Here is a 24393-nt window from a genome sequence, read left to right on the forward strand (position 1 = left end):
GCACTTCCTCTTGCTTTCCCCGGCCTGCGCCGACCGCGCCGGTCAGCGCACGACCCGCCCCCGCAGCACGATCCGGCCCGGATGCCGCAGCACCCCGGGCTCGCGGCGCGGATCGGTGCCGTAGACGGTGATGTCGGCCAGGGCGCCCTCGGTCAGGCCGGTCAGGCCGAGGAAGGCGCGCGCGGTCCAACTGGCCGCGCCCACCGCCTGTTCGGCGGGCAGCCCGGCCGCGATCAGGTGCTCCACCTCCGTCGCGACGTTGCCGAAGGGCGCGGAGTCGGTGCCGGCCAGCACGGTGACTCCGGCGTCGTGGGCCTCGCGCACCCTGCGGATCATGGTCGCGTGACCGTCGTGCCACAGGCGCCCGCGCGCGGTGTCCGTGGGGCGGTGCGGGGCGCTGCGGGCGAAGGCGGTGAGCGTGGGGACGTACACCGTGCCCTGCCGGGCCATCAGCTCCACGCACTCCTCGGGCATCGCCATCCCGTGCTCCACGGAGTCCACCCCCGCCCGGACGGCATTGAGCACACCCGCCGCGGACTGGCAATGCGCCGCCACCCGCCCACCGGCCGTGTGCACCGCTTCGGTGACGGCGCGCAGCACCTCGTACGGCACCGGGTCCGCCGTGAAGTCCCAGTCGCCCATGAGCTTGCACCAGCCGTCGTGGGCCGCCGCCTCGGCGACCGCCGCCGCGGCCAGATCGTCGGTGACCGTGTGGAACGGCGCGCTGGGTGAGAGCCCGGCCCAGGCCAGCCAGCGTCCCGCGCTCACCATCCGCGGCGCGTCCGGCGCCTCGCGCAGTGCCGCCGGTATCTCACCGAGCAGCCCGGGGAAGCGCAGTGCCGTCGTGCCCGCGTCCCGGTGCAGGGCCACCTGCGCGGCGAACACCTCGGGATCGAACGCCGTCTCGTCCGCCGACCGGGTGCCCGGATGCGTGTGCACGTCGACCAGGCCGGGGAGCAGGAAGCCTCCGTCGGCCACGGTGTCGGCCGGCCGGGACGGGCGGTCGAAGGTGATGCGGTCGCCGAGCGTCCACAGGTCCCGGACCGACCCGTCGGGCAGCACGGTCCCGCGCAGGTGAAGGGCCATGGGGGCGAAGGGTACGACCGCGGTCCTGCTAATGGGCGCGTCGAAGGTGCGGGGTGGCCGTAATTGATCACATATTGGCCGATAACGGACCGGCATTCCTGAGGAGGAACTCCATGCGCGGAGCCACGCACGCCAAGTGGGCCGCATGCGCGACGGCGGTCGCACTCGCCGCGACGGCCTGCGGAGGCGGTGGGAGCGACAGTGGAAGCGGCAGCGGGTCCGGCAGCGGAGTGCTCAGCTCGTCCTGGGGTGACCCGCAGAACCCGTTGGAACCGGCCAACACCAACGAGGTGCAGGGCGGCAAGGTCCTCGACATGATCTTCCGTGGGCTGAAGCGGTACGACCCCAAGACGGGCGCCGCCCAGGACATGCTCGCCGAGAGCATCACCACCAAGGACTCGCAGAACTTCACGATCACCGTCAAGAGCGGCTGGAAGTTCAGCAATGGAGAGGCCGTCAACGCCAAGTCCTTCGTCGACGCCTGGAACTACGGCGCCAGCCTGAAGAACAACCAGAAGAACGCGTACTTCTTCGGCTACATCGAGGGCTACGACAAGACGCACCCGGACACCGGCAAGCAGACCGCGGACACCCTCTCCGGCCTCAAGGTCACCGGCGACCGCACCTTCACCGTCAAGCTCACGCAGAAGTTCTCGACGTTCCCCGACACCCTCGGCTACGCGGCCTACTCCCCGCTGCCCCAGGCGTTCTTCTCCGACCACGCCAACTGGATCAAGAAGCCGGTCGGCAACGGCCCGTACACGGTGCAGTCGTACACCAAGGGCTCCATGATGTCCCTGCGCAAGTGGGACGCCTACCCCGGCAGCGACAAGGCGCAGAACGGCGGCGTCGACCTCAAGGTCTACACCGACAACAACACCGCCTACACCGACCTGATGGCCGGCAACCTCGACCTCGTCGACGACATCCCCGCCGCGCAGCTGAAGAACGTCAAGAACGACCTCGGCGACCGCTACCTCAACACGCCCGCCGGCATCATCCAGACGCTCGCGTTCCCGTACTACGACAAGGCCTGGAACACCAGCGGCTCGGTGAAGGTCCGCAAGGGCCTGTCCATGGCGATCAACCGCCCGCAGATCACCGAGACGATCTTCCAGAAGACCCGCACCCCCGCCACCGACTGGACCTCGCCCGTCCTCGGCACCAAGGGCGGCTTCCAGGACGGCCTGTGCGGGGACGGCTGCACCTACAACCCGAGCGAGGCCAAGAAGCTCGTCCAGGAGGGCGGCGGCCTGCCCGGCGGCCAGGTCAAGATCACGTACAACGCGGACACCGGCTCGCACAAGGAGTGGGTGGACGCCGTGTGCAACTCCATCAACAACGCCCTCGGCAACAACAAGGCCTGCGTCGGCAACCCGGTCGGCACCTTCGCGGACTTCCGCAACCAGATCGGGCAGCACAAGATGAGCGGGCCGTTCCGGGCCGGCTGGCAGATGGACTACCCGCTCATCCAGAACTTCCTGCAGCCGCTCTACTACACCAACGCCTCCTCCAACGACGGCCAGTGGTCCAACAAGGACTTCGACAGTCTCGTCAACCAGGCCAACGCCGAGACGGACACCGCCAAGGCGATCGGCCTCTTCCAGAACGCCGAGAAGGTCGTCCGCGACAACATGGCCGCCATCCCGCTGTGGTACCAGAACGGCAGCGCCGGCTGGTCCGACCGCCTGTCGAACGTGGCCCTCAACCCGTTCAGCGTCCCGGTGTACAACGAGATCAAGGTCGGCTGAACCCCCGTGGGCAGGTACGTGGTCCGGCGTCTGCTCCAGATGATCCCGGTGTTCATCGGGGCAACGCTGCTGATCTTCCTGATGGTGAACGTGATGGGCGACCCCATCGCGGGCCTGTGCGGCGAGCGGCAGTGCGACCCGGCCACGGCCGCCCAGCTGAAGAAGGAGTTCGGCCTCGACAAGCCCGTGTGGCAGCAGTACCTGACCTACATGGGGAACGTCTTCACCGGCGACTTCGGCACCGCCTTCAACGGGCAGAAGGTCACCGAGCTGATGGCGACGGCGTTCCCCGTCACCATCCGGCTGACGATCGTCGCGATCTTCTTCGAGATCGTCATCGGCGTCACGCTGGGCGTGATCACGGGCCTGAAGCGGGGCCGCCCCGTCGACACCTCCGTCCTCCTGCTCACCCTCGTCGTCATCTCCGTCCCCACCTTCGTCACCGGCCTGCTGCTGCAACTGCTGCTCGGCGTCGAGTGGGGCTGGATCAAACCCTCCGTCTCCCCGGAGGCCACCTTCAGCGAGCTGATCGTGCCGGGCCTGGTCCTCGCCTCGGTCTCCCTCGCCTACGTCACCCGGCTGACCCGCACCTCCATCGCGGAGAACCGCCGCTCCGACTACGTCCGCACCGCCGTCGCCAAGGGCCTGCCCCGGCAGCGGGTGATCGTCCGCCACCTGCTGCGCAACTCCCTGATCCCCGTGGTCACCTTCATCGGCACCGACATCGGCGCGCTGATGGGCGGCGCGATCGTCACCGAGCGGATCTTCAACATCCACGGCGTCGGCTACCAGCTCTACCAGGGCATCCTGCGGCAGAACACCCAGACCGTCGTCGGCTTCGTCACCGTGCTCGTCCTCGTCTTCCTGGTCGCCAACCTGCTCGTCGACCTGCTGTACGCCGTACTCGATCCGAGGATCCGCTATGCCTGAGCAGCCGTACGAACAGGAGGGCGTCATCGCCGGCACCGGCATGGGCGGCGCGATGGACCTCGCGGCGAGCGAGGCGACGACGCTCGAGAAGACACCCGGCGGACCGGAGGGCACCGGCCCGGCCGGAAAGCCCCGCTCGCTCTGGTCGGACGCCTGGCGCGACCTGCGCCGCAACCCCGTCTTCCTCATCGCGGGCGTCGTCATCCTCTTCCTGGTGTTCATCTCGCTGTGGCCCTCGTCCATCACCTGGATGAGCCCCCTCACGTGCGACCTCGCCAAGGCCCAGCAGGGCTCCCAGCCCGGCCACCCCTTCGGCTTCGACGGGCAGGGCTGCGACGTCTACACCCGCACCGTCTACGGCACCCGGACGTCCGTCACGGTCGGCGTCTGCGCCACGCTCGGGGTCGCGATCCTCGGCTCGGCACTGGGCGCCCTCGCGGGCTACTTCGGCGGCGCGTGGGACTCGTTCCTCTCCCGCATCGCCGACATCTTCTTCGCGATCCCGGTCGTGCTGGGCGGTCTGGTCCTGCTGTCCGTGGTGACCAGCAACACCGTCTGGCCGGTCGTCGGTTTCATCGTGCTGCTGGGCTGGCCGCAGATCGCCCGCATCGGCCGCGGCTCCGTCATCACCGCCAAGCAGAACGACTACGTCCAGGCCGCCCGCTCCCTCGGCGCCTCCAACTCCCGCATCCTGCTGCGGCACATCGCGCCCAACGCGGTCGCCCCGGTGATCGTCGTCGCCACCATCGCGCTCGGCACCTACATCGCCCTGGAGGCCACCCTGTCCTTCCTGGGCGTGGGCCTGAAGCCCCCGAACGTCAGCTGGGGCATCGACATCTCCGCCGCGTCCCCCTACATCCGCAACGCCCCGCACATGCTCCTGTGGCCGGCCGGCGCCCTCGCCCTCACCGTCCTCGCCTTCATCATGCTCGGCGACGCGGTCCGCGACGCCCTCGACCCGAAGCTGAGGTGAGCCGTCGTCATGCTGCTCGAAGTGCGTGATCTGCACGTGGAGTTCCACACCCGGGACGGGATCGCCAAGGCCGTCAACGGCGTCGACTACAGCGTGGACGCCGGCGAGACGCTCGCCGTCCTCGGCGAGTCGGGCTCCGGCAAGTCGGTCACCGCGCAGGCCGTGATGGGGATCCTCGACATCCCGCCCGGGAAAATCACCGGCGGCGAGATCCTCTTCCAGGGCCGGGACCTGCTCAAGCTCAAGGAGGAGGAGCGCAGGAAGGTCCGCGGCGCCGAGATGGCCATGATCTTCCAGGACGCCCTGTCGTCCCTGAACCCCGTCCTCAGCGTGGGCGACCAGCTCGGCGAGATGTTCATCGTGCACCGCGGGATGTCGAAGAAGGACGCCAGGGCCAAGGCCGTCGAGCTGATGGACCGGGTCCGCATCCCGGCCGCGGCGGCGCGGGTCGGGGACTATCCGCACCAGTTCTCCGGCGGTATGCGCCAGCGCATCATGATCGCCATGGCGCTGGCCCTGGAGCCGGCCCTCATCATCGCCGACGAGCCCACCACCGCCCTCGACGTCACCGTCCAGGCCCAGGTCATGGACCTGCTCGCGGACCTGCAGCGCGAGTACAACATGGGCCTGATCCTCATCACCCACGACCTCGGCGTGGTCGCCGACGTCGCGGACAAGATCGCCGTGATGTACGCGGGCCGGATCGTCGAGACGGCCCCGGTGCACGACATCTACAAGGCCCCCGCCCACCCCTACACCCGCGGGCTCCTCGACTCCATCCCGCGCCTGGACCAGAAGGGCCAGGAGCTGTACGCGATCAAGGGCCTGCCGCCCAACCTGATGCACATCCCGCCGGGCTGCGCCTTCAACCCCCGCTGCCCGATGGCCCAGGACGTGTGCCGCACCGACGAACCGCCCCTGTACGAGGTCGACGAGGACCGGGGCAGCGCCTGCCACTTCTGGAGGGAGTGCCTCGATGGCTGACCGAGCCGAGCCGATCCTCGAAGTGAGCGGACTGGTCAAGCACTATCCGCTGACGCGGGGCATCGTGATCAGGAAGCAGGTCGGTGCGGTCAAGGCGGTCGACGGGGTGGACTTCACGCTGCACAAGGGCGAGACCCTCGGCATCGTCGGGGAGTCAGGCTGCGGCAAGTCGACCGTCGCCAAGATGCTCGTCAACCTCGAACGGCCGACCCAAGGGGTGATCCGGTACAAGGGCGAGGACATCGGCAAGCTGTCCGCCAGGGCCCTGAAGTCCGTCCGCCGCAACATCCAGATGGTCTTCCAGGACCCGTACACCTCGCTCAACCCCCGTATGACGGTGGGCGACATCATCGGGGAGCCGTACGAGATCCACCCCGAGGTGGCCCCCAAGGGCGACCGGCGCAAGAAGGTCCAGGAACTGCTGGACGTCGTCGGCCTCAACCCCGAGTACATCAACCGCTATCCGCACCAGTTCTCCGGCGGCCAGCGCCAGCGCATCGGCATCGCGCGCGGCCTGGCGCTGCGCCCGGAGGTCATCGTCGCCGACGAGCCGGTCTCCGCGCTCGACGTCTCCGTGCAGGCCCAGGTGGTCAACCTCCTCGACCGGCTGCAGAGCGAGTTCGAGCTGAGCTACGTCTTCATCGCCCACGACCTGTCGATCGTCCGGCACATCTCGGACCGGGTGGGCGTGATGTACCTGGGGCGGATCGTGGAGATCGGCCGGGACGAGGAGATCTACGACCACCCCACGCACCCCTACACCCAGGCGCTGCTGTCCGCCGTCCCGGTGCCCGACCCGGAGGCCCGCGAACGCCGCGAGCGCATCATCCTCGCCGGCGACGTCCCCTCCCCGACGAACATCCCCTCCGGCTGCCGCTTCCGCACCCGCTGCTGGAAGGCGCGGGAGCGGTGCGAACTGGAGGTGCCGGAGCTGGCGGTACCGGCGGAGTTCCGGCCCACGGGCGGCCCGGCCGCCCACGCCTCCGCCTGCCACTTCGCCGAGGAGAAGCAGGTGGTCCCGCCCGAGGAGGCGCAAAGCAACGGACCGGGGTGACATGGTGCACCCCGGTCCGTTCACGGCACCCGCACGGCCGTACGTTCTTCAGAGTGGCGCGTCCGTATATCGGGACCGGGTCGGCCAAGTTGCCTGCGTGTTAACGCGGTTCATGCGGGTTTGTCGGCACGTGCGAGCCCCAGCGACCGCTTGAGGAAGTCGACCTGGAGCAGCAGCAGGTTCTCCGCGACCTGTTCCTGCGGGGTCATGTGCGTCACCCCGGACAGCGGCAGCACCTCGTGCGGACGGCCCGCGGCCAGCAGCGCGGAGGACAGGCGCAGGGCGTGCGCCACGACCACGTTGTCGTCCGCCAGACCGTGGACGATCATCAGCGGGCGGTGCGGCTCGGCGGGCGCCGACAGACCGTCGTCGGTGACGAGCGAGCTGTGCGCGTACGCCTCCGGGCTCGCGGCCGGGTCGCCCAGGTAGCGCTCGGTGTAGTGCGTGTCGTACAGCCGCCAGTCGGTGACCGGGGCGCCGGCGATGCCCGCGTGGAAGACGTCCGGCCGGCGCAGCACCGCGAGGCCCGCCAGCCAGCCGCCGAAGGACCAGCCGCGGACGGCCACCCGGCCGAGGTCCAGCGGGAAGGTCTTCGCGAGGTCCTGGAGCGCCTCGACCTGGTCGTCGAGGGAGACGGTGAAGTCGCCGTGGACGGCCTTCTCCCAGGCGGGGGAGCGGCCCGGGGTGCCGCGCCCGTCGGCGACGACCACCGCGAAGCCCTGGTCGGCGAACCACTGCGAGGTGAGATGGGCGTTGTGCGCGGCGATCACGCGGGGGCCGTGCGGACCGCCGTAGGGATCCATGAGGACCGGCAGCGGGGTCTCACCGTCGTGATCACGGGGGAGCAGGACGGCGCACGGGATACGCCGTGCGCCCCCCTCGGTGAGCCGCACGCGCGGGGACATACCGGGATCTTCCGCGTACGAGGTGATCATCGCCGTGGGATGGTCGCCCCGCAGCACCCGCACCTGGGCGCCCGGCCGGTCCAGCGCCGCCGACACCAGCACGGTCACGCCCCCGGCGCGCACCGCGGAGTGCACGCCGGGTTCCCGCGAAAGGCGCTGTACGCCGAGCTCGTTGACGCGATAGACGTGCACCTCGCCGACCTCGGTGGCGCCCTCGGGGGCCTCCTCGCCGGCCGAGGCCGAGACCAGCACGTCCTCGGCCGTCACGTCCAGCACCGCGCGGACGTGCAACTGCGGTCCGGTCAGCGGGCGTTCACCCACCGCGAGCACCCGCGCGCCCCCCTCGTCGGCGATGCGCACGAGCTGCCCCGAGGGGCTCCAGCAGGGCACCCCGGGGAAAAGATCCAGCCAAACCGGATCTTCGTCCGCGTGCACCAGCCGGGTCGCCCCGGTGTTCGGGTCCACGGCCAGGTAGAGCTGACTGCGCTGGTCGCGCGCCTGGACGAGCAGCAGTGGGGCCCCCGCCTCTGACCAGTGCACATGCGCCAGATACGGATAGCGCGCCCAGTCCCAGACCACCTCCGTGCGCGACCCGTCCAGGCCGATCACGAACAGCCGCACGTCCGCGTTGTCCGTGCCCGCCGCCGGATACGGGACGCGCTGTGGATCACGTTCCGGATGGGCTGGATCGGAGATCCACCAGCGCCGCACCGGCGTGTCGTCCACCCGAGCGACCAGCAGCCGGTCCGACTCCGGCGACCACCAAAAGCCCCGCGAACGGCCCATCTCCTCGGCCGCGACGAACTCGGCGAGACCGTAGGTGACGTTCTCCGACTCCGGCTCCGCGAGCCCCCGTCCGCCCTCGCCCTCGGCGCCCACCACCCGCAGGGCGCCCCCGGCGACGTACGCGACGAACCGGCCGTCGGGGGAGGGGCGCGGGTCGATCACCGGTCCCGCAGCGGGCAGTTCACGCGCCGTGCCGGCCCTCAGTTCGGCCGTGAAAAGCCGCCCTGACAACGCGAAAGAGGCCAACTCCACGTCCGCGTCGGTGGCGTAGCCGACGATGCCGGCGCCGCCCTCGCGGCTGCGTTCGCGGCGCGCCCGCTCCTCGGCGGACAGCTCCTCGTGATCCCCCTCGAGCAGGGCGCGCGGATCGGCCGCGACGCGCTCCCCGCCTCCCGAAACGTCCAGCACCCACAGGGAACTCGCCCTGTCGGTACCGGAGGAGGAGCGCAGGAACACGACACGGGCGCCGTCGGGCGCCACCGTGAAAGCGCGCGGCGCGCCGAGGGTGAAACGCTGGGTGCGCGCGTGCCGGCGGGGGAAGGAGTCGGACCTCGTCGTCATGGACCGACCATATTGGCCATGCGCCCCCTTGTGCGGCCGTGCGCCGATCGATGCGCAGGCCCGGATAGTTATGATCACTACCGCATAGTGGGTATGAACCTGCTGCTCCTCCTCGTGGATTTATCTGCGAGGAACGCGTTGCCCCTTGGTCCGACCCCCGCGTACTTGGGATCTTTGGAGGTGAGCCGCCGTGGCACTCTCGATTTCGGCGGTGGTGCTGCTGGCGATCGTCGTCTTCCTGTTGGTCAAGAAGTCCGGGCTGAAGGGCGGGCACGCGGTCGTCTGCATCCTTCTCGGGTTCTATCTCGCCTCCTCGACCGTCGCGCCCACGATCAACGACCTGACGACCAACATCGCCAGCATGATCGGCAGCATCAAGTTCTGACATGCGTAGGGTGGGGGCCATGACGGAATCCCCCGCCCGGCGCCTGCTCCTGGTGCATGCGCACCCGGACGACGAGTCGATCAACAACGGCGCGACCATGGCCAGGTACGCGGCCGAGGGTGCCCGGGTGACCCTGGTCACCTGCACGCTCGGCGAGCGCGGCGAGGTCATCCCGCCCGGGCTGCGTCACCTCACCGGCGCGGCCCTGGGCGAGCACCGGCTGGCCGAGCTCACCGCGGCCATGGGCGAGCTGGGCGTCGAGGACTTCCGTCTGCTCGGCGGCCCGGGCCGCTACGGCGACTCGGGAATGATGGGCATCGCCGACAACGACGACCCCGGCTGCTTCTGGCAGGCGGACGTCGACGAGGCCGCCGCCCTGCTCGCCGAGGTGATCCTGGAGGTGCGCCCCCAGGTCCTCGTCACCTACGACGAGAACGGCGGCTACGGGCACCCCGACCACATCCAGACCCACCGCGTCGCCATGCGCGCCGCCGAACTGGCCGCCGCCCAGGGCTGGGAGATCCCCAAGGTGTACTGGAACCGGGTGCCCCGGTCGGTCGCCGAGGACGCCTTCGCCCGGCTCGCGGGCGAGCTGTCCGGCACGCCCTTCGCCAAGGCCGCCGCCGTCGACGACGTACCGGGCGTGGTGGCCGACGACCGGGTCACCGCAGAGATCGACGGCAGCCCGTACGCATCCGCGAAGGCCGCCGCGATGCGCGCGCACGCCACGCAGATCGACGTCGCCCCGCCGTACTTCGCCCTCTCCAACGAACTCGCGCAGCCCCTGTTCACCACCGAGTACTACGAGCTGGTGCGCGGGCGGGCCGCGGCGGCCAGGGAGAACGACCTGTTCGCCGGACTGGGCCCCGGCAAGGAGGAGTCATGAGCGACCGGGGCTCCCTGCTCGCCCAGCCCCTGCGGCCCCCGTCCGCCGGCCGGGTCCTGCTCTACCTCGGCCTCTTCCTGCTCGGCGCGGTCGTCGGGGCGGCCGGTTCGCTCGTGCAGGCCGGCTGGTTCCCCGCCGGGCTGCTGCTCGCGCTCGCCGGCGAGGCCGGACTCTGCCTCGGCGGCGGATGGGCCGTCCGCGGCCGGGGCGGGGCCGTCGCGCCGGCCGCCGGCTGGATCGTCGCCGTCATCCTGCTCACGGCCAGCCGGCCCGAGGGCGACTTCCTTTTCGGCGCGGGAGGCGGCTCGTACCTCTTCCTCCTCGGTGGCATGGCCGTCGCTGTGATCTGCGCCACCATCGGGCAGGGACGGCAACCGGGTGGCGGTGACGCCCGACTTGGCAAGTGACGTACCACTTCGCCATTGAACGCGCGTGGGAGTCCCGTGTGGGTTTCCCCGGCGGTCGTGGGATACGGGCCAGAAGTGGCCAGTATGGTGGTGCGCGCCGCCGAGCTGCCCGTGAGGTCGTGTCGGGCGGCGGAGCCAACCGGGAGAACCTGCCTTGAGTCGTGAAACTGACACTCCGTCCTCCGGGCCCAACGGGCGCGGCGGAGCCGCATACCCGTCGGGGACGCCCCCGTACGGCACCCCCACGGCTTCCGACGCCAGTGCGGACGCGGCCCGTTCGGCCGAGCGGCCGGAGGAGCGCAAGACCGAGACCACGCTGACGACCCGGATCCGGATCAACATCCCCGGGTCGCGGCCCATCCCGCCGGTCGTCGTCCGCACGCCCGTGGCCGAGACCGAGGGCGGCTCCGAAGAGACCGGCGAGAGCGAGCTGCCCCCGCCGGCGACGACCCAGACCATGGGCGTCGTCGAGGCCCCCGCCGAGCCGGCCGGGCCGGGCGACGACAAGACGAGCGACTGGTTCGCGCCACGCAAGTCCGCTCCGGCCAAGGGCGGTCAGGGCGGCGGCGCCACCAACGGCGCAGGTCTGCCGGGCGGTTCGCCCCCGGCCCTGCCGGGCGCCCCGGGCGCTCCCGCGGGCGGTGCACGGCCGAACGGGCCCGCGCCTTCCGGCGGTCCGCGCCAGGGCGCCGGCCGCCCCGGCGGTGTGGTCGGCTCCATGAGCGTGCCCGGCGGCTCCCGGCCCGGCGCCCCGGGCGCACGGCCCGGCGGGACGAACGGCGCCGGACTCCCCGGTGCCACCGGCGGACCGGTGGCTCCCGGGCACGGCGGCGGCACCGGCTCCTTCGACGTGACCGAGGCACTGGCCGCGGGACCGCTCGGCGGCAACGGCACGCGCACCGGCGGCGAGCCGCGCCGTGACGAGCTGCCGTACTTCGCCGAGGGCGACCACGGAGGACAGAACGGGCACAACGGCCAGAACGGTCAGGGGGGTTACGGCGGCCAGGGCGGCCCCCAGGGCCCCGCGGGTCCGACCGGCGGCCCGGTGACCGGCGACGGCCCGAAGGTGCCGCCGATCAGCGCCGGCCCCTCCGGCTTCGCGGGCCCGTCCGGCCCCGGCACCGGCCCGCTGGGCCCGGGCGCGGGCACCGGCCCCCTCGGTCCGGGCCCCGACACCGGCGCGGGTCCCTTCGGCCCGGGCTCCGGCATCGGCGTCGGCCCCCAGGGCGCCGGCCTCGGTCCCGGCGGCGGCCTCAGCGACGACACCGCGATCCTCACCCCGCAGAAGCCGGCTCCCGAGCCCGGCCCGCAGGGCTACCCGGCCCCCGACAACATCTCCGGGCAGACCGTCACCAGCGGCATCCCGGTCGTGCCGGGTGCGGGCTCGCCGTTCGGCCAGGGCGAGCGCCCCGAGGGTTCCGGGCCGCACACGCCCCCGAAGCTGCCCGAGCCGTCCCAGAAGAAGGCGTCCGCGTCCTCCGCCCCGAAGAAAAAGAAGGGGCGCAACAAGCTGGTCCTCCTGGCCGGTCTCGTGGTGGTCGTCGGCGTCGGCGCATACGGCGCCGGGCTGCTGATGAACCACTCCGACGTCCCCAAGGGCACCACCGTGCTGGGCGTCGACATCGGCGGCGGCACCCGCGACGACGCCGTCAAGAAGCTCGACGCCACCTTCGGCGGCCGGGTCGACAAGCCGCTGAAGCTGTCCGTCGGCGGCAAGACCGTCGCCCTCAAGCCGGACCAGGCGGGCCTGCAGTTCGACGAGCAGGCCACGGTCGCGCAGGCCGCGCAGGCCGACTACAACCCGGTCTCCGTCATCGGCTCCCTCTTCGGCAACCACCGGGTCGTCGACCCGGTGATGCCGGTCGACGAGGAGAAGCTGAACGCCGCCCTGCAGTCCGTGGCCGGCGGCTCGGGCTCGATGACCGAGGGCTCGATCAAGTTCGAGTCCGGCAAGGCCGTTCCCGTCTACGGCAAGGCGGGCAAGGGCATCGACGCCACCAGGTCGGCCCAGGCCGTGGTGGAGGCGTACCGCAAGCAGGTCGAGACCGACTCCACCGAGCCCGTCGCGGTCGTCACCACGACCAAGCAGCCGACGATCTCGAACGCCGAGGTCGACCGCGAGATGAAGGCCTTCGCCAAGCCGGCGATGTCGGGCCTGGTCACGGTCAAGACGGACACGGGTGTCACGCTGCCGCTGAGCCCGCAGAACTCCCTGTGGAAGTTCCTCAGGGTCGAGGCCGTCAACGGCAAGCTCGTCGACAAGCCGGACCTGAACGCGCTCAAGCAGCTCTACGGCGGTCAGTTCGACGGTGTCCTGATCACCCGCGGCACCGGCAAGAAGACGGCCGTCACCCCGCAGGACGTCTATGTCGCCCTGCGCCAGGCCCTGCTGAGCAAGACCAACCGGGTCGGGATCATCCAGACCAACCCCAGCTGACGTCAGGCCCGCGAAGGGGGCACCCGGCATCCGCCGGGTGCCCCCTTTCGTCGTATGACATCTGTCATCCGGCAGTCAGGACCGCCGACACTGCCGGGACCCGGGCCTTCGCGGCCACGATGGATCACATGACGACGACAGCGAAAGCGGCCACCGGCACCCCGGTGGTCGGCTTCGACCAGGTGAGCAAGACCTACGGGACCGTACGGGCCGTCGACGGGCTGACCCTCGCCCTGCACCCGGGGGAGACGGTGGCCCTGCTCGGCCCGAACGGGGCCGGGAAGTCGACCACCCTCGACCTGCTGCTCGGCCTGAAGAACGCCGACAGCGGCTCGGTGAAGGTCTTCGGCACCAGCCCCCGAGAGGCCATCGTCGCCGGGCGCGTGGGCGCCATGCTGCAGAGCGGCGGGCTGATGGACGAGGTGACCGTCGCCGAACTGGTCCGGCTCGGCTGCGACCTGCACCCGAGGCCGTACAAGCCGGCCGACGTGCTCGCCCGCGCCGGCATCTCCCAGATCGCCGACCGCAAGGTCAACAAGCTCTCCGGCGGCCAGGCCCAGCGCGTCCGCTTCGCCCTCGCCACCGCCGGCGACAGCGACCTGATCGTCCTGGACGAGCCCACCACCGGCATGGACGTCTCCGCCCGCCAGGCCTTCTGGGCCACCATGCGCGAGCAGGCCGACCAGGGGCGGACCGTGCTGTTCGCCACCCACTACCTGGAGGAGGCCGACGCGATCGCCGACCGCGTGCTCGTCCTGCACCGGGGACGGCTCCTCGCGGACGGCACCGCCGCCGAGATCAAGGCGAAGGCCGGCGCGCGGCGGGTCTCGTTCGACCTGGAGGGCCCCATCGACGAGGCGCCCCTGCGTGACCTGCCCTTCCTGACCTCGCTCACCGTGTCGAACAGCGGCTCCGCCGCGGGCTCCGGACAGACCGTCCGCCTGCAGTCCGCCGACGCCGACGCGACCGTGCACGCCCTCTACGGCCTCGGCCTCTACCCCCGCAACCTCGAAGTCGCCGGGCTCGGCCTGGAGCAGGCCTTCGTCGCCATCACCGCCGCCGAGGAGGCCAAGCAGTCATGAACAGCCTGATCAAGCTGGAACTCACCCGCGCCCTGCGCAACCGCAGGTTCCTGTTCTTCTCCGTGATCTACCCGTCGGTGATCTTCCTGCTCGTCTCCAACCAGTCGGGCAACGTCGGCGGCTCCGGCCTGAGCGTCGCCAAGTACGTCATGGTCTCCATGGCCTCCTTCGGCGCCCTGACCGCCGTCCTGATGGGCAACAGCGAACGCATCGCCAAGGAACGGGAGGGCGGCTGGGTACGGCAGCTGCGGCTGACCACGCTGCCCGGGCGCGGATACGTTCTCGCCAAGACCGCCGGCGCGGCCGTGATCAGCCTGCCGTCCATCGTGGTGGTCTTCCTGGTCGCCGCCGTCGTGAAGGACGTACGCCTGGACGCCTGGCAGTGGCTCGCCCTCACCGGCGCCATCTGGGCCGGCAGCCTGGTCTTCGCCGCGCTCGGCGTCGCCATCGGCTACCTCGCCTCCGGGGACGCGGTCCGCCCGATCACGATGATCGTCTACTTCGGCCTGTCGATCCTCGGCGGCCTGTGGATGCCCTCGTCCACGTTCCCGGGCTGGCTGCAGGACGTCGCCAAGTGGCTGCCCACGCACGCGTACGCTGCCCTCGGACGGGCCATCGAGCAGAGCCAGGCCCCCCACGCCCAGGACATCGCCATCCTCGTCGCCTTCTTCTTCCTCTTCGCGGGCGGCGCGGCCTGGCTGTACCGGAAGGACACGCTGAAGGCGTGAGCGCGATGACGGACGACGGGCTGCCCGAGGAGCTGCGGGCCGAGAACGCGATCCGGGTGGGGCAGCCGCCCCGCAACCGGGCCGAGGCGACGCGCAAGCTCGTCTGGATCCTGCCCTGGCTGATCTTCCTCGGTTCGCCGGTGCAGGACCTGAACTCCGGCCATCACACGACCGCCGCGACCGTGGCCGGCTGGGTGGCCCTGGCCGGCTTCACCGGCGTCTATCTGACCCTGGTCTTCCGGAACATGGGCCGGCCGTTCTCCGGCGGGGCCGTCGGCGGCTTCGTCGCCCTGCTCGGCACCCTCGCCGTGGTCCTGACCCTCACCCTGGGCGGCGACTGGGTCGGGCTCTTCGTCTACGTCTCCGTCGCGTGCGGGGCGACGCTGCCGCAGCGGATCGCGTACTGGGCGGTCGGAGCCAACACCCTGGCGATGATCCTGGTCAGCCTGCGCCTCGGCGAGGACGACTGGAGCCTGGTCCTGGTCGTGGTGCTGCTCGGCTTCGCGATGATGGGCGTGAAGCAACTGGTGCGCACGACGATCGAGTTGCGCAAGGCACGCGCCACGGTGGCCCAGCTGGCCGCCAACGAGGAGCGGCTGCGGCTGGCCCGCGACCTGCACGACCTCCTCGGCCACTCCCTCTCCCTGATCACGCTCAAGAGCGAACTCGCCGGCCGCATGCTCCCCGACCACCCCGACAAGGCGGCCCAGCAGGTCGCCGACATCGAACAGGTCAGCCGGCAGGCCCTCGTAGACGTCCGGGCGGCCGTCTCCGGCTACCGGCGCACCCGCCTGTCCGACGAACTCGCCGGCGCCCAGGTGGCCCTGAAGGCGGCCGGGGTCATCGCCGAGGTGCCCACCGAGCCCGACCTGACGGACGTACCGGAGGAGAGCGAGTCCGCACTCGCCTGGGCGCTGCGCGAGGCCGTCACCAACGTCGTACGGCACAGCGGCGCCGCGCGCTGCACGGTGGAACTGCTGCGCCGCCAGACCCTGGACGGCGCGGTGCTCGAACTCTCCGTGGAGGACAACGGCTCGGGCGGCTCCGGCAAGGACCCCGGCAACGGGCTGACGGGCCTGACCGAGCGGCTGCAGAAGGTCGGCGGCACCCTGGAGGCGGGCCGTGTCAGGAAGGGCTTCCGGCTGGTGGCCCGCGTCCCTCTGGGCGCCACGCCGCCCGTAGGATCCGGGGCATGAGCCCTACGATCAAGGTGCTGCTCGCCGAGGACCAGTCGATGGTCCGCGAGGCCCTGGCCGCGCTGCTCGGGCTGGAGCCCGACATCGAGGTCGTCGCCCAGGTGGCGCGCGGCGACGAGGTGCTGGCCGCGGTGCGCGAGCACGAGGTGGACGTGGCCCTCCTCGACATCGAGATGCCGGGCTGCACGGGCATCGAGGCGGCGGCCCAGGTCCACAAGGCCCTTCCGGCGGTGAAGCTGGTGGTCCTCACCACCTTCGGCCGCCCCGGCTATCTGCGCACCGCCATGGAGGCGGGCGCCGACGCCTTCCTGGTCAAGGACGCGCCCGCCGCCCAACTGGCGCAGGCGGTACGGAAGGTGCTCGCGGGGGAGCGGGTCATCGACCCGACCCTCGCGGCGGCCGCCCTGGCCGAGGGCGCCAACCCGCTCACCGACCGCGAGCGCGAGGTGCTGCGCGCGGCTGCCGACGGCTCGACCAACGCGGAACTCGCCGCGGCCCTCCACCTCTCCCAGGGCACGGTCCGCAACTACCTCTCCACGGCAATCCAGAAACTGGCAGTCCGCAACAGAGCGGAGGCGGTCCGGATAGCGAGAGAGAAGGGCTGGCTCTGATCTCCGGGGGCCGGAATCGCCCCAGGGGCGCGGGGAACTGCGCGACCAGCCACAACCCACCCGCACCCGCACCGCCCCCCAAGCCCCTACGGCGAACCGGCACATGCGGTACGGGTGCCACGGAAGAAGGCCCGGCTGCACCCCCCAGGGGCGCGGGGAACTGCGCGACCAGCCACAACCCACCCGCACCCGCACAGAGACCCCGGCCCCCACGGCGACCCCGCGCACGTCAGTTCAGCATCGCCCGCGCCGACCGGGCCTGCCCCCGCACCCGCTCCGCCGCCCCCTCGTCCACCGCACCGATCAACTCCGCGTACTCCTCCAGCTCCACGGCCCCCTCGACGAAGTCACCCCGCTGGACGAGCAGTTGCGCCCGCTCGTAGCGCAACCGCGCCGGATGCGAGGGCAGCAGCAGCGACAGCTCCACCGCCCACAGCGCCACGTCCGACCGCTCGGGCCGGGCCGCGGCCCACGCACGGACGTTGTTCAGGATCCGCAGGACCACCTCCAGCGGGTCCGCGGGCGTGAGCATCGACGGATGCAGCGGCGCCCCCGTGGCCCCGGCGACCAGCAGCTCGGCATCGCTGCCGCTCAGCACCCGCCCCCCGTCGAACGGGTCGGCGAGCACCTGCTGCTCCTGCGGGCCGAACCCGACCACGAAGTGCCCCGGCAGCGCCACCCCGTACACCGGCGCCCCGGCCCGCCGCGCGACCTCCAGCCACACCACCGACAGCAGGATCGGCAGCCCGCGCCGCCGCCGCAGCACCTCGTGCAGCAGTGAGGACTCCAGACGCTGGTAGTCGGCCGGCGCGCCGCGAAAGCCCTCCCGCTCGCCCAGCAGATGCCGTAGTGCCGTCGCCCACGACAGCGGGCCGCCGGGCCGGAACGGCAGCTGCCCGGCCAGCCGGTCCAGCTCCATCTGCGCCGCGTCCATGCCCGCCTCGTCCAGCGCCCCGTCGGCCTCGGCACCCAGCAGCAGACAGAGCGTGGACAGGTCGGGCCGCTCGGAGCGCGCCTCTTCGGCGAACCGCCGCCGCAGTTCCGCGGACCGCTCGGGGGGCGGGGGATTGGGGGGACGCATAGCAGGCTCGTGCCCTCTCACGGCGATCCGTTACCGGCCACCGCCGCCGGCGGCCGGTTCCCGGTAGTGGTGGTACGCGTGGTGCGCGGCGAACCCCATTCCGGCGTACATCGCCCGCGCCCCCGCGTTGTCCTCCTCGACCTGCAGCCAGGCGGCCGAGGCGCCCTCGTCGAGCGCCCGCCGGGCCAGCGCGGCCAGCACGGTCGTCGCGAGACCCCGGCGCCGCATCGCCGGATCCACCTCGACGGCGGCGAACGAGGCCCACCGCCCGTCCACGACGCACCGCCCGATCGCGGCGGGAGCCCCGTCCCCCGGCACGGTCGCGAACCACACCGAGGGGCCGCTGCCGAGCACCTTCAGCGCCACCTCGCTCACTCCCTTGCGCTGGTACCGCGCGAGCCACGCCTCGTCGGCCCGGCGGGACAGCACCACACCGGCGCCCTCCGCCCGGTCGGCGACCGGTGCGAGCGCCCCGGTCCACAGCTCGGCCGTCACCTCACGCACCCACCCGCGCCGCTCCAGCTCGGCGCAGAGCAGCTCCTGGGTGCCCTCGCCGCCGGTCGCGGTCTGGACGTACGCGGGCAGCCCGCGCTCGCCGTACCAGCGTCGTACGGCGGCCAGCGCCTCGTCGAGGGGCACGCCGGGGTCGCCGAGCGGCAGCACGGAGTTGGCGCGCCGCGTGAAGCCGCCGGCCGCCCGCAGCTCCCACGCACCGAGCCGCTCGCTCTCCACCGGCCGCCACGCGCGCGCGGCGACCTGCGCCAGTTCCGCGTACGAGGCGGCGGGTCCCCGGCGGCGGGCCGGAGCGGCCGGGACCACCTTCCCCGCGACCAGGGAGGATTCCGGGATGCGGACGCTCTCGCCGCTCTTTCGTGTGATCAGCAGCACACCGTCGTCCCATGATGTGAGAACACCGACCGTGTCGGTGAACTTCTCGATGGTGTCCCCAGGATCGCTCAAGCGCCGCACGGAGACACGTTTTCCCACGTCAGCAGCGGTGATACGGACCTCGAGACGTCCGCCGGCCGAGATTTCCACAGGTCAGTTCACCCCTCCTGTTCGGATCTTGCCCCGGAACGGAGATACTAGGGGCGGGCATCGACGACGCCGCGCTCCCGCGCGCCAGGCGGCGGAGCCTGAGGAGGCCCGCCAGCGCCCTATCGAGGAGGAACGACAGCGTGACCTACGTCATCGCGCAGCCTTGTGTCGACGTCAAGGACAAGGCGTGCATCGAGGAGTGCCCGGTCGACTGCATCTACGAGGGCCAGCGGTCCTTGTACATCCACCCGGACGAATGCGTCGACTGTGGTGCCTGTGAGCCGGTATGCCCGGTCGAGGCGATCTTCTACGAGGACGACACTCCGGAGGAGTGGAAGGACTACTACAAGGCGAACGTCGAGTTCTTCGACGAGCTCGGCTCCCCGGGCGGCGCAAGCAAGCTGGGCCTGATCGAGCGCGACCACCCCTTCATCGCCGCGCTGCCGCCGCAGGCCTGACAGGGCGGCGAGCCCACAGCGTCTCTGCCGCCTCGGTCCCGTACGGCCTGATCACCCCCGATCGCCGTGCGGGACCGAGGCGTTTGCCGTACGACCCGAAAGCGAGCGTTGGTCCCGTGTCCGCAGTCTCCGACCGCCTCCCCACCTTCCCCTGGGACAAGCTGGAGCCGTACAAGAAGACGGCCGCCGCGCACCCCGACGGCATCGTCGACCTCTCCGTCGGCACCCCGGTGGACCCGGTGCCCGACCTGATCCAGAAGGCCCTGATCGACGCGGCGGACTCCCCGGGCTATCCCACCGTGTGGGGCACCCCGGCGCTGCGCGACGCGATCACCGGCTGGGTCGAGCGCCGGCTGGGCGCCCGCGAGGTCACCCACCGGCACGTGCTGCCGATCGTCGGCTCCAAGGAACTGGTCGCCTGGCTGCCCACTCAGCTGGGCCTCGGCCCGGGCGACAAGGTCGCCTTCCCGCGCCTGGCCTACCCCACCTACGAGGTCGGCGCCCGCCTCGCCCGCGCCGCGTACGAGGTCTACGACGACCCGACGGAGCTGGACCCTCGGGGCCTGAAACTGCTGTGGCTCAACTCGCCGTCCAACCCGACCGGCAAGGTCCTCTCCAAGGCGGACCTGACCCGGATCGTCGCCTGGGCCCGCGAGCACGGCGTCCTCGTCTTCTCCGACGAGTGCTACCTCGAACTGGGCTGGGAGGCCGACCCGGTCTCGGTCCTGCACCCGGACGTCAACGGCGGCTCCTACGACGGCATCGTCGCCGTCCACTCCCTGTCCAAGCGCTCGAATCTCGCGGGCTACCGCGCCGCCTTCCTGGCCGGCGACCCGCAGGTCCTCGCCCCGCTGCTGGAGATCCGCAAGCACGGCGGCATGATGACGTCGGCTCCCACGCAGGCGGCCGTGGTGGCGGCCCTCGGCGACGACACGCACGTGCGTGAGCAGCGGGAGCGGTACGCGGCCCGCCGCACGACCCTGCGCGCGGCGCTCCTCGGCCACGGCTTCCGCATCGAGCACAGCGAGGCCAGCCTCTACCTGTGGGCCACCCGGGACGAGTCCTGCTGGCGGACCGTGGCCCACCTGGCCGAGCTGGGCATCCTGGTGGCCCCCGGCGACTTCTACGGCACCGCGGGCGAGACGTTCGTCCGCGTGGCGCTGACGGCGACGGACGAGCGCGTACGGGCGGCCGTCGAACGACTGGCCTGAGGTGACGCCCCCAGGGGCGGCGCGGGGAACTGCGCGCCCAGCCCCCACCGGCCTGCGGTCGGCACACGACGAGAAGGGGCCCAGGGAATCACCCTGAGCCCCTTCCGCAGGCGCGGTGCCGTCAGCCGACCGGCAGTCCCTTCAGCGGCAGCGTGTGGGCCGACGGCAGGCCGCCGCCCTTGGCCACCGAGTCGGTCGGCAGCCCGCCCTTGGTCGCCGTCTTGGCCGTGTCGCCGAGCAGGCCCCCGGCCGCCCCCGCGGCCTGGCGCGCGGTCTTCTGCGCGGTGGGCGTCGCCTTCTTCACGGCCTCTCCGCCGGTCTTGCCGGCAGCGGGCACCGCCTGCTTGACCGCCTTGCCGCCCGCGTCGCCCGCGAGCCCGGTGACGTGCTGGGTCGCCCCGTCGGTGGTGCTGCCGACGTTCGCGCCGTCCAGGGCGGTCAGCCCGCCGAGGCCGGGGGTGGCGGGCAGTTCGGTGGCCGCGCTCGCGGAGCCGGCCGCACCTACCCCGGCAGCCGCTCCCGCTGCGACGAGCAGCGCGGCACGGGCGATCCGACGGGTCAGGGGGAGGGACATGATGCTCCTGTTGATCGACTGGGTGTTGATCGTCCGGGCTCGGACGCAGTGACTACCGCTCGAAGCCCGCGAAGGTTGCGGAGCACCAACGCAAAGAGTTGGCAATGTGTCGCATTATCGGCTGCGGATAAAACCGGGCAAAGATGCCGCGGTCCGAAAGTGTGCCGAATCCTTCCCGCCCTTTGTTCCCAACGGTTTTTGCAGTTGCGAGGGTGACAGCGCGAAAACCTGCGCAGAGCACCGGGCCGAACGGCTCCGGCTAACTCGCCAGGGTGAATCCCCGCACTACTGCCCAGTGACGATTCGGACGGCTTCCGTGTCCTTTTCCGGTCCGTGGCCGCCCTGCGCACCGGTCGTGCGCCACTGGCTGTCGGTGTTCCCGGCGACCCACTCCCGCCCGCCGAACGAGACGCGTTCGATGTGCAGGGCGGTGGCGTTGGCCACGGCCCAGTGCGCCAGCTGCCAGCCGCGCCGGTCGGCCGAGCGCCCCTTGGCGGGGCTGGTGCCGGCGTCCACGGGCAGTGTGACCGTCCGCGCGCCCGCCCCCGGAGCCGGCGAGGACGCCGACGTGCCGCCGCCCACCTCGGCGCCGGCCGGCTGCAGGACGTCGCGGCCGAAGTCCCGTACGAGAGCGGCCCGCACCGCGTCCGGGCCGGCCGCTCGCACCGTCGTGGCGTCCACGCGGCCCTGGCAGGTCAGCGTGGCCGGCGATGACCCGGTCAGAGCGGCGGCGAGCAGCGCGGCGTCCGGCTCGTGCTTGGCGTACGCCTCCGGGAAGCCGCTGCGCTGCACCCGCTGCGCGGCCACCGTCAGCGGCAGCTTCGTGTAGTCCGGCACCTTGGCGAGGTGCTCGTAGAAGATGTTCGCCGCGTACGTCGGGTCCAGGATCTGCTTCTGCGTGCCCCAGCCCTGCGAGGGGCGCTGCTGGAAGAGCCCGAGCGAGTCCCGGTCGCCGTGCTCGATGTTGCGCAGCCCCGACTCCTGGATGGAGGTCGCCAGCGCGATGGCCACCGCCCGCTCGGGCATGCCGCGCCCGGTGCCCACGGCGGCGATCGTCGCGGCGTTCACCGCCTGCTCCGGCGTGAACTCGTACTGCTCGCCGTCCTGTCTGCCCGAGACCACCTTGCAGCCCGGCCCGTGGCCTCCGGTGACGTACTGCACGACGAGGTAGCCCGCGAGGGCGAGCAGGACCACGAGTGCCGCCCCGATTCGCAGGAGGCGGCCACGGCGCTTGACGGTGGATGACGGCTCCGGCACGCCGTACAAGGTAGCCGAGGCGGTCGCGCCCCCGGCGTCCGGTACGCGACAGTGGGCCGGAGCCCGGCGGGTTAGGGTCGAGGCCATGGCCGACAGCCCACTTGACCTCAACTCGAACGCCGCCGAGCTCACCGCCCAGCTCGTCGACTTCCCCTCCGAGAGCGGCACCGAGAAGCCTCTCGCCGACGCGATCGAGGCCGCCCTGCGCGCCCTGCCGCACCTCACGGTCGACCGCCACGGCAACAACGTCGTGGCCAGGACGGACCTGGGGCGCCCGGAGCGGGTGATCCTCGCCGGCCACATCGACACGGTCCCCATCGCGGACAACGTGCCCTCGCGGCTCGACGAGGACGGCGTCCTGTGGGGCTGCGGCACCTGCGACATGAAGTCCGGGGTGGCGGTCCAGCTGCGCATCGCGGCCACGGTCCCGGCCCCCAACCGCGACCTGACCTTCGTCTTCTACGACAACGAGGAGGTCCAGGCCGAGCTCAACGGCCTCCGGCACGTCGCCGAGGCGCACCCCGAGTGGCTGGAGGGCGACTTCGCGGTGCTGCTGGAGCCGTCGGACGGCCAGGTCGAGGGCGGCTGCCAGGGCACCCTGCGGGTACTGCTGAGGACCAGGGGCGAGCGCGCCCACTCCGCGCGCGGCTGGATGGGCTCCAACGCGATCCACGCGGCGGCGCCGATCCTCGCGAAGCTCGCCGCGTACGCGCCGCGTCACCCGGTGATCGACGGTCTGGAGTACCGCGAGGGCCTGAACGCGGTGGGCATCTCGGGCGGCGTGGCGGGCAACGTCATCCCCGACGAGTGCGTCGTGACCGTGAACTTCCGCTACGCGCCCGACCGCACCGGGGAGGAGGCGATCGCGCACGTCCGCGAGGTCTTCGCGGACTGCGGGGTCGAGGAGTTCGTGATCGACGACCACAGCCCCGGCGCCCTGCCCGGCCTCTCCCACCCCGCGGCGGCGGCGTTCATCGAGGCGGTCGGCGGCACCCCGATGCCGAAGTACGGCTGGACGGACGTCAGCCGTTTCTCCGCGCTCGGCGTCCCCGCGGTCAACTACGGCCCCGGAAACCCGCATTTGGCGCACAAGCGGGACGAACGGGTGGAAATCGCCAAGATCCTCGCCGGTGAGGAGCGCCTGCGCAACTGGCTGACACGCTGAGGTCCCTCCTCCGTAACCCGCGTAGACCTACGCTGAGGTGGAAACACCCGCAAGTGGAGGGAGCGCGTATGCCTACCGGGAACCCCGAGGGCAAGAAGGTGCCACCGGACGAGCAGCGCCTGGGCCCGGTCCTCCGCAGGCGAGGTCAGGTGACGGCCAGCACGACCGACCAGCGGCTGCTGGACGAGCGCGCGCCCACGGACTGGGTGCACACCGACCCCTGGCGTGTGCTGCGCATCCAGTCGGAGTTCATCGAGGGCTTCGGCACCCTGGCCGAACTCCCGCCCGCGATCAGTGTCTTCGGCTCGGCCCGCACCGCCGTCGACTCGCCCGAGTACGAGGCCGGGGTGCGGCTGGGCAGCGCGCTCGTCGAGGCCGGCTGGGCCGTCATCACCGGCGGCGGCCCGGGCGCCATGGAGGCGGCCAACAAGGGCGCCTGCGAGGCGGGCGGCGTCTCGGTGGGGCTCGGCATCGAGCTCCCCTTCGAGCAGGGCCTCAACCCCTACGTCGACATCGGACTGAACTTCCGCTACTTCTTCGTCCGGAAGATGATGTTCGTCAAGTACGCGCAGGGCTTCGTCGTCCTGCCCGGCGGCCTCGGCACCCTCGACGAACTCTTCGAGGCCCTCACCCTCGTGCAGACCCAGAAGGTCACCCGCTTCCCCATCGTCCTGTTCGGCACCGACTACTGGGGCGGCCTCGTCGACTGGCTGAAGAACACGCTGATCGCCCAGGGCAAGGCCTCCGCGGCGGACCTGCTCCTCTTCCACGTGACGGACGAGGTCGAGGAGGCCGTGGCCCTGGTGTCGAAGGAGGCGGGCCGCTAGAGGGCGCCGGGCCGACGGTG

General features: G+C 71.7%; 23 protein-coding genes. 17 read left to right on the plus strand and 6 right to left on the minus strand.

The genetic code is table 11. From position 1 onward, the window contains the following. Positions 1-42 precede the first annotated feature (42 nt). Positions 43-1086, minus strand: coding sequence for an amidohydrolase family protein (locus LN251_RS19345; protein WP_458245509.1), 1044 nt, complete (start codon positions 1084-1086; stop codon positions 43-45). Positions 1087-1199: 113 nt separating this feature from the next. On the opposite strand from LN251_RS19345, the gene LN251_RS19350 reads away from it, so the two are divergent. The 5 genes from LN251_RS19350 to LN251_RS19370 are packed head-to-tail and all read left to right on the plus strand — an operon-like array spanning position 1200 to position 6778. Then, entirely contained in the window at positions 1200-2837 is a 1638-nt protein-coding gene (locus LN251_RS19350) for a peptide ABC transporter substrate-binding protein (protein ID WP_458245510.1), read from the plus strand. A gap of 6 nt (positions 2838-2843) precedes the next feature. Beyond that, positions 2844-3767, plus strand: coding sequence for an ABC transporter permease (locus LN251_RS19355; protein ID WP_458245511.1), 924 nt, complete (start codon positions 2844-2846; stop codon positions 3765-3767). Further along, positions 3760-4740, plus strand: coding sequence for an ABC transporter permease (locus tag LN251_RS19360; RefSeq protein ID WP_458245512.1), 981 nt, complete (start codon positions 3760-3762; stop codon positions 4738-4740). The genes LN251_RS19355 and LN251_RS19360 overlap by 8 nt, the downstream gene beginning before the upstream one ends. A 9-nt stretch (positions 4741-4749) precedes the next feature. Continuing rightward, on the plus strand, positions 4750-5724 hold the full coding sequence (locus tag LN251_RS19365) for an ABC transporter ATP-binding protein (protein ID WP_458245513.1): 975 nt from the start codon (positions 4750-4752) through the stop codon (positions 5722-5724). Next, on the plus strand, positions 5717-6778 hold the full coding sequence (locus tag LN251_RS19370) for an ABC transporter ATP-binding protein (RefSeq protein ID WP_458245514.1): 1062 nt from the start codon (positions 5717-5719) through the stop codon (positions 6776-6778). The genes LN251_RS19365 and LN251_RS19370 overlap by 8 nt, the downstream gene beginning before the upstream one ends. 110 nt (positions 6779-6888) lie before the next feature. On the opposite strand, the gene LN251_RS19375 is transcribed toward LN251_RS19370, so the two are convergent. Further along, a complete protein-coding gene (locus LN251_RS19375; RefSeq protein WP_458245515.1) occupies positions 6889-9030 on the minus strand; it encodes a prolyl oligopeptidase family serine peptidase in 2142 nt (713 codons plus the stop codon). Between the two features lie 190 nt (positions 9031-9220). On the opposite strand from LN251_RS19375, the gene LN251_RS19380 reads away from it, so the two are divergent. The 8 genes from LN251_RS19380 to LN251_RS19415 all read left to right on the plus strand — a co-directional run bounded on the left by LN251_RS19380 (position 9221) and on the right by LN251_RS19415 (position 16762). Further along, positions 9221-9415, plus strand: a complete 195-nt coding sequence (locus LN251_RS19380; protein WP_058923418.1) for a hypothetical protein — start codon at positions 9221-9223, stop codon at positions 9413-9415. A 19-nt stretch (positions 9416-9434) separates the two neighbouring features. Continuing rightward, positions 9435-10301, plus strand: a complete 867-nt coding sequence (mshB, locus tag LN251_RS19385) for an N-acetyl-1-D-myo-inositol-2-amino-2-deoxy-alpha-D-glucopyranoside deacetylase (protein WP_458245516.1) — start codon at positions 9435-9437, stop codon at positions 10299-10301. After that, positions 10298-10708 (plus strand): DUF6113 family protein, encoded by a 411-nt coding sequence (locus LN251_RS19390; protein WP_458245517.1) that lies wholly within the window; start codon positions 10298-10300, stop codon positions 10706-10708. The genes mshB and LN251_RS19390 overlap by 4 nt, the downstream gene beginning before the upstream one ends. A 154-nt stretch (positions 10709-10862) precedes the next feature. Next, on the plus strand, positions 10863-13145 hold the full coding sequence (locus tag LN251_RS19395; RefSeq protein ID WP_458245518.1) for a hypothetical protein: 2283 nt from the start codon (positions 10863-10865) through the stop codon (positions 13143-13145). A 128-nt stretch (positions 13146-13273) separates the two neighbouring features. Further along, positions 13274-14227, plus strand: coding sequence for an ABC transporter ATP-binding protein (locus LN251_RS19400; protein WP_458245519.1), 954 nt, complete (start codon positions 13274-13276; stop codon positions 14225-14227). Beyond that, positions 14224-14955 carry an ABC transporter permease gene (locus LN251_RS19405; protein WP_458245520.1) on the plus strand — a complete coding sequence of 244 codons (732 nt, stop codon included), beginning with the start codon at positions 14224-14226 and terminating at the stop codon, positions 14953-14955. Before LN251_RS19400 ends, LN251_RS19405 begins: the two co-directional genes overlap by 4 nt. Positions 14956-14960: 5 nt before the next feature. Beyond that, positions 14961-16151, plus strand: coding sequence for a sensor histidine kinase (locus tag LN251_RS19410; RefSeq protein ID WP_458246754.1), 1191 nt, complete (start codon positions 14961-14963; stop codon positions 16149-16151). Continuing rightward, on the plus strand, positions 16148-16762 hold the full coding sequence (locus tag LN251_RS19415; protein ID WP_362991685.1) for a response regulator transcription factor: 615 nt from the start codon (positions 16148-16150) through the stop codon (positions 16760-16762). The genes LN251_RS19410 and LN251_RS19415 overlap by 4 nt, the downstream gene beginning before the upstream one ends. Positions 16763-16991: 229 nt before the next feature. Here the strand turns inward: LN251_RS19415 and LN251_RS19420 are convergent, their stop codons facing one another. Next, positions 16992-17843 carry a transglutaminase family protein gene (locus LN251_RS19420; RefSeq protein ID WP_458245521.1) on the minus strand — a complete coding sequence of 284 codons (852 nt, stop codon included), beginning with the start codon at positions 17841-17843 and terminating at the stop codon, positions 16992-16994. 30 nt (positions 17844-17873) lie between these two features. Continuing rightward, positions 17874-18881: a GNAT family N-acetyltransferase gene (locus LN251_RS19425; protein ID WP_458245522.1), complete on the minus strand. Its 1008-nt coding sequence runs from the start codon at positions 18879-18881 to the stop codon at positions 17874-17876. 140 nt (positions 18882-19021) lie between these two features. On the opposite strand from LN251_RS19425, the gene fdxA reads away from it, so the two are divergent. Beyond that, positions 19022-19339, plus strand: a complete 318-nt coding sequence (gene fdxA, locus LN251_RS19430) for a ferredoxin (protein WP_004926152.1) — start codon at positions 19022-19024, stop codon at positions 19337-19339. 116 nt (positions 19340-19455) lie between these two features. After that, complete coding sequence (locus tag LN251_RS19435; protein ID WP_458245523.1) at positions 19456-20550, plus strand: bifunctional succinyldiaminopimelate transaminase/glutamate-prephenate aminotransferase; 1095 nt, start codon at positions 19456-19458, stop codon at positions 20548-20550. A 121-nt stretch (positions 20551-20671) separates the two neighbouring features. Here LN251_RS19435 and LN251_RS19440 read toward each other — a convergent pair whose 3' ends face one another. Together LN251_RS19440 and LN251_RS19445 are read right to left on the minus strand one after the other, a co-directional pair. Further along, complete coding sequence (locus tag LN251_RS19440; RefSeq protein WP_458245524.1) at positions 20672-21124, minus strand: ATP-binding protein; 453 nt, start codon at positions 21122-21124, stop codon at positions 20672-20674. Positions 21125-21409: 285 nt separating this feature from the next. Then, on the minus strand, positions 21410-22381 hold the full coding sequence (locus LN251_RS19445) for a heavy metal transporter (RefSeq protein WP_458245525.1): 972 nt from the start codon (positions 22379-22381) through the stop codon (positions 21410-21412). Between the two features lie 85 nt (positions 22382-22466). On the opposite strand from LN251_RS19445, the gene dapE reads away from it, so the two are divergent. Next, positions 22467-23546 (plus strand): succinyl-diaminopimelate desuccinylase, encoded by a 1080-nt coding sequence (gene dapE / locus LN251_RS19450; protein WP_458245526.1) that lies wholly within the window; start codon positions 22467-22469, stop codon positions 23544-23546. Between the two features lie 68 nt (positions 23547-23614). Beyond that, complete coding sequence (locus tag LN251_RS19455; protein ID WP_458245527.1) at positions 23615-24373, plus strand: LOG family protein; 759 nt, start codon at positions 23615-23617, stop codon at positions 24371-24373. The last annotated feature ends 20 nt before the right edge of the window (positions 24374-24393 follow it).

Source organism: Streptomyces sp. MAI_2237 (assembly GCF_054189285.1).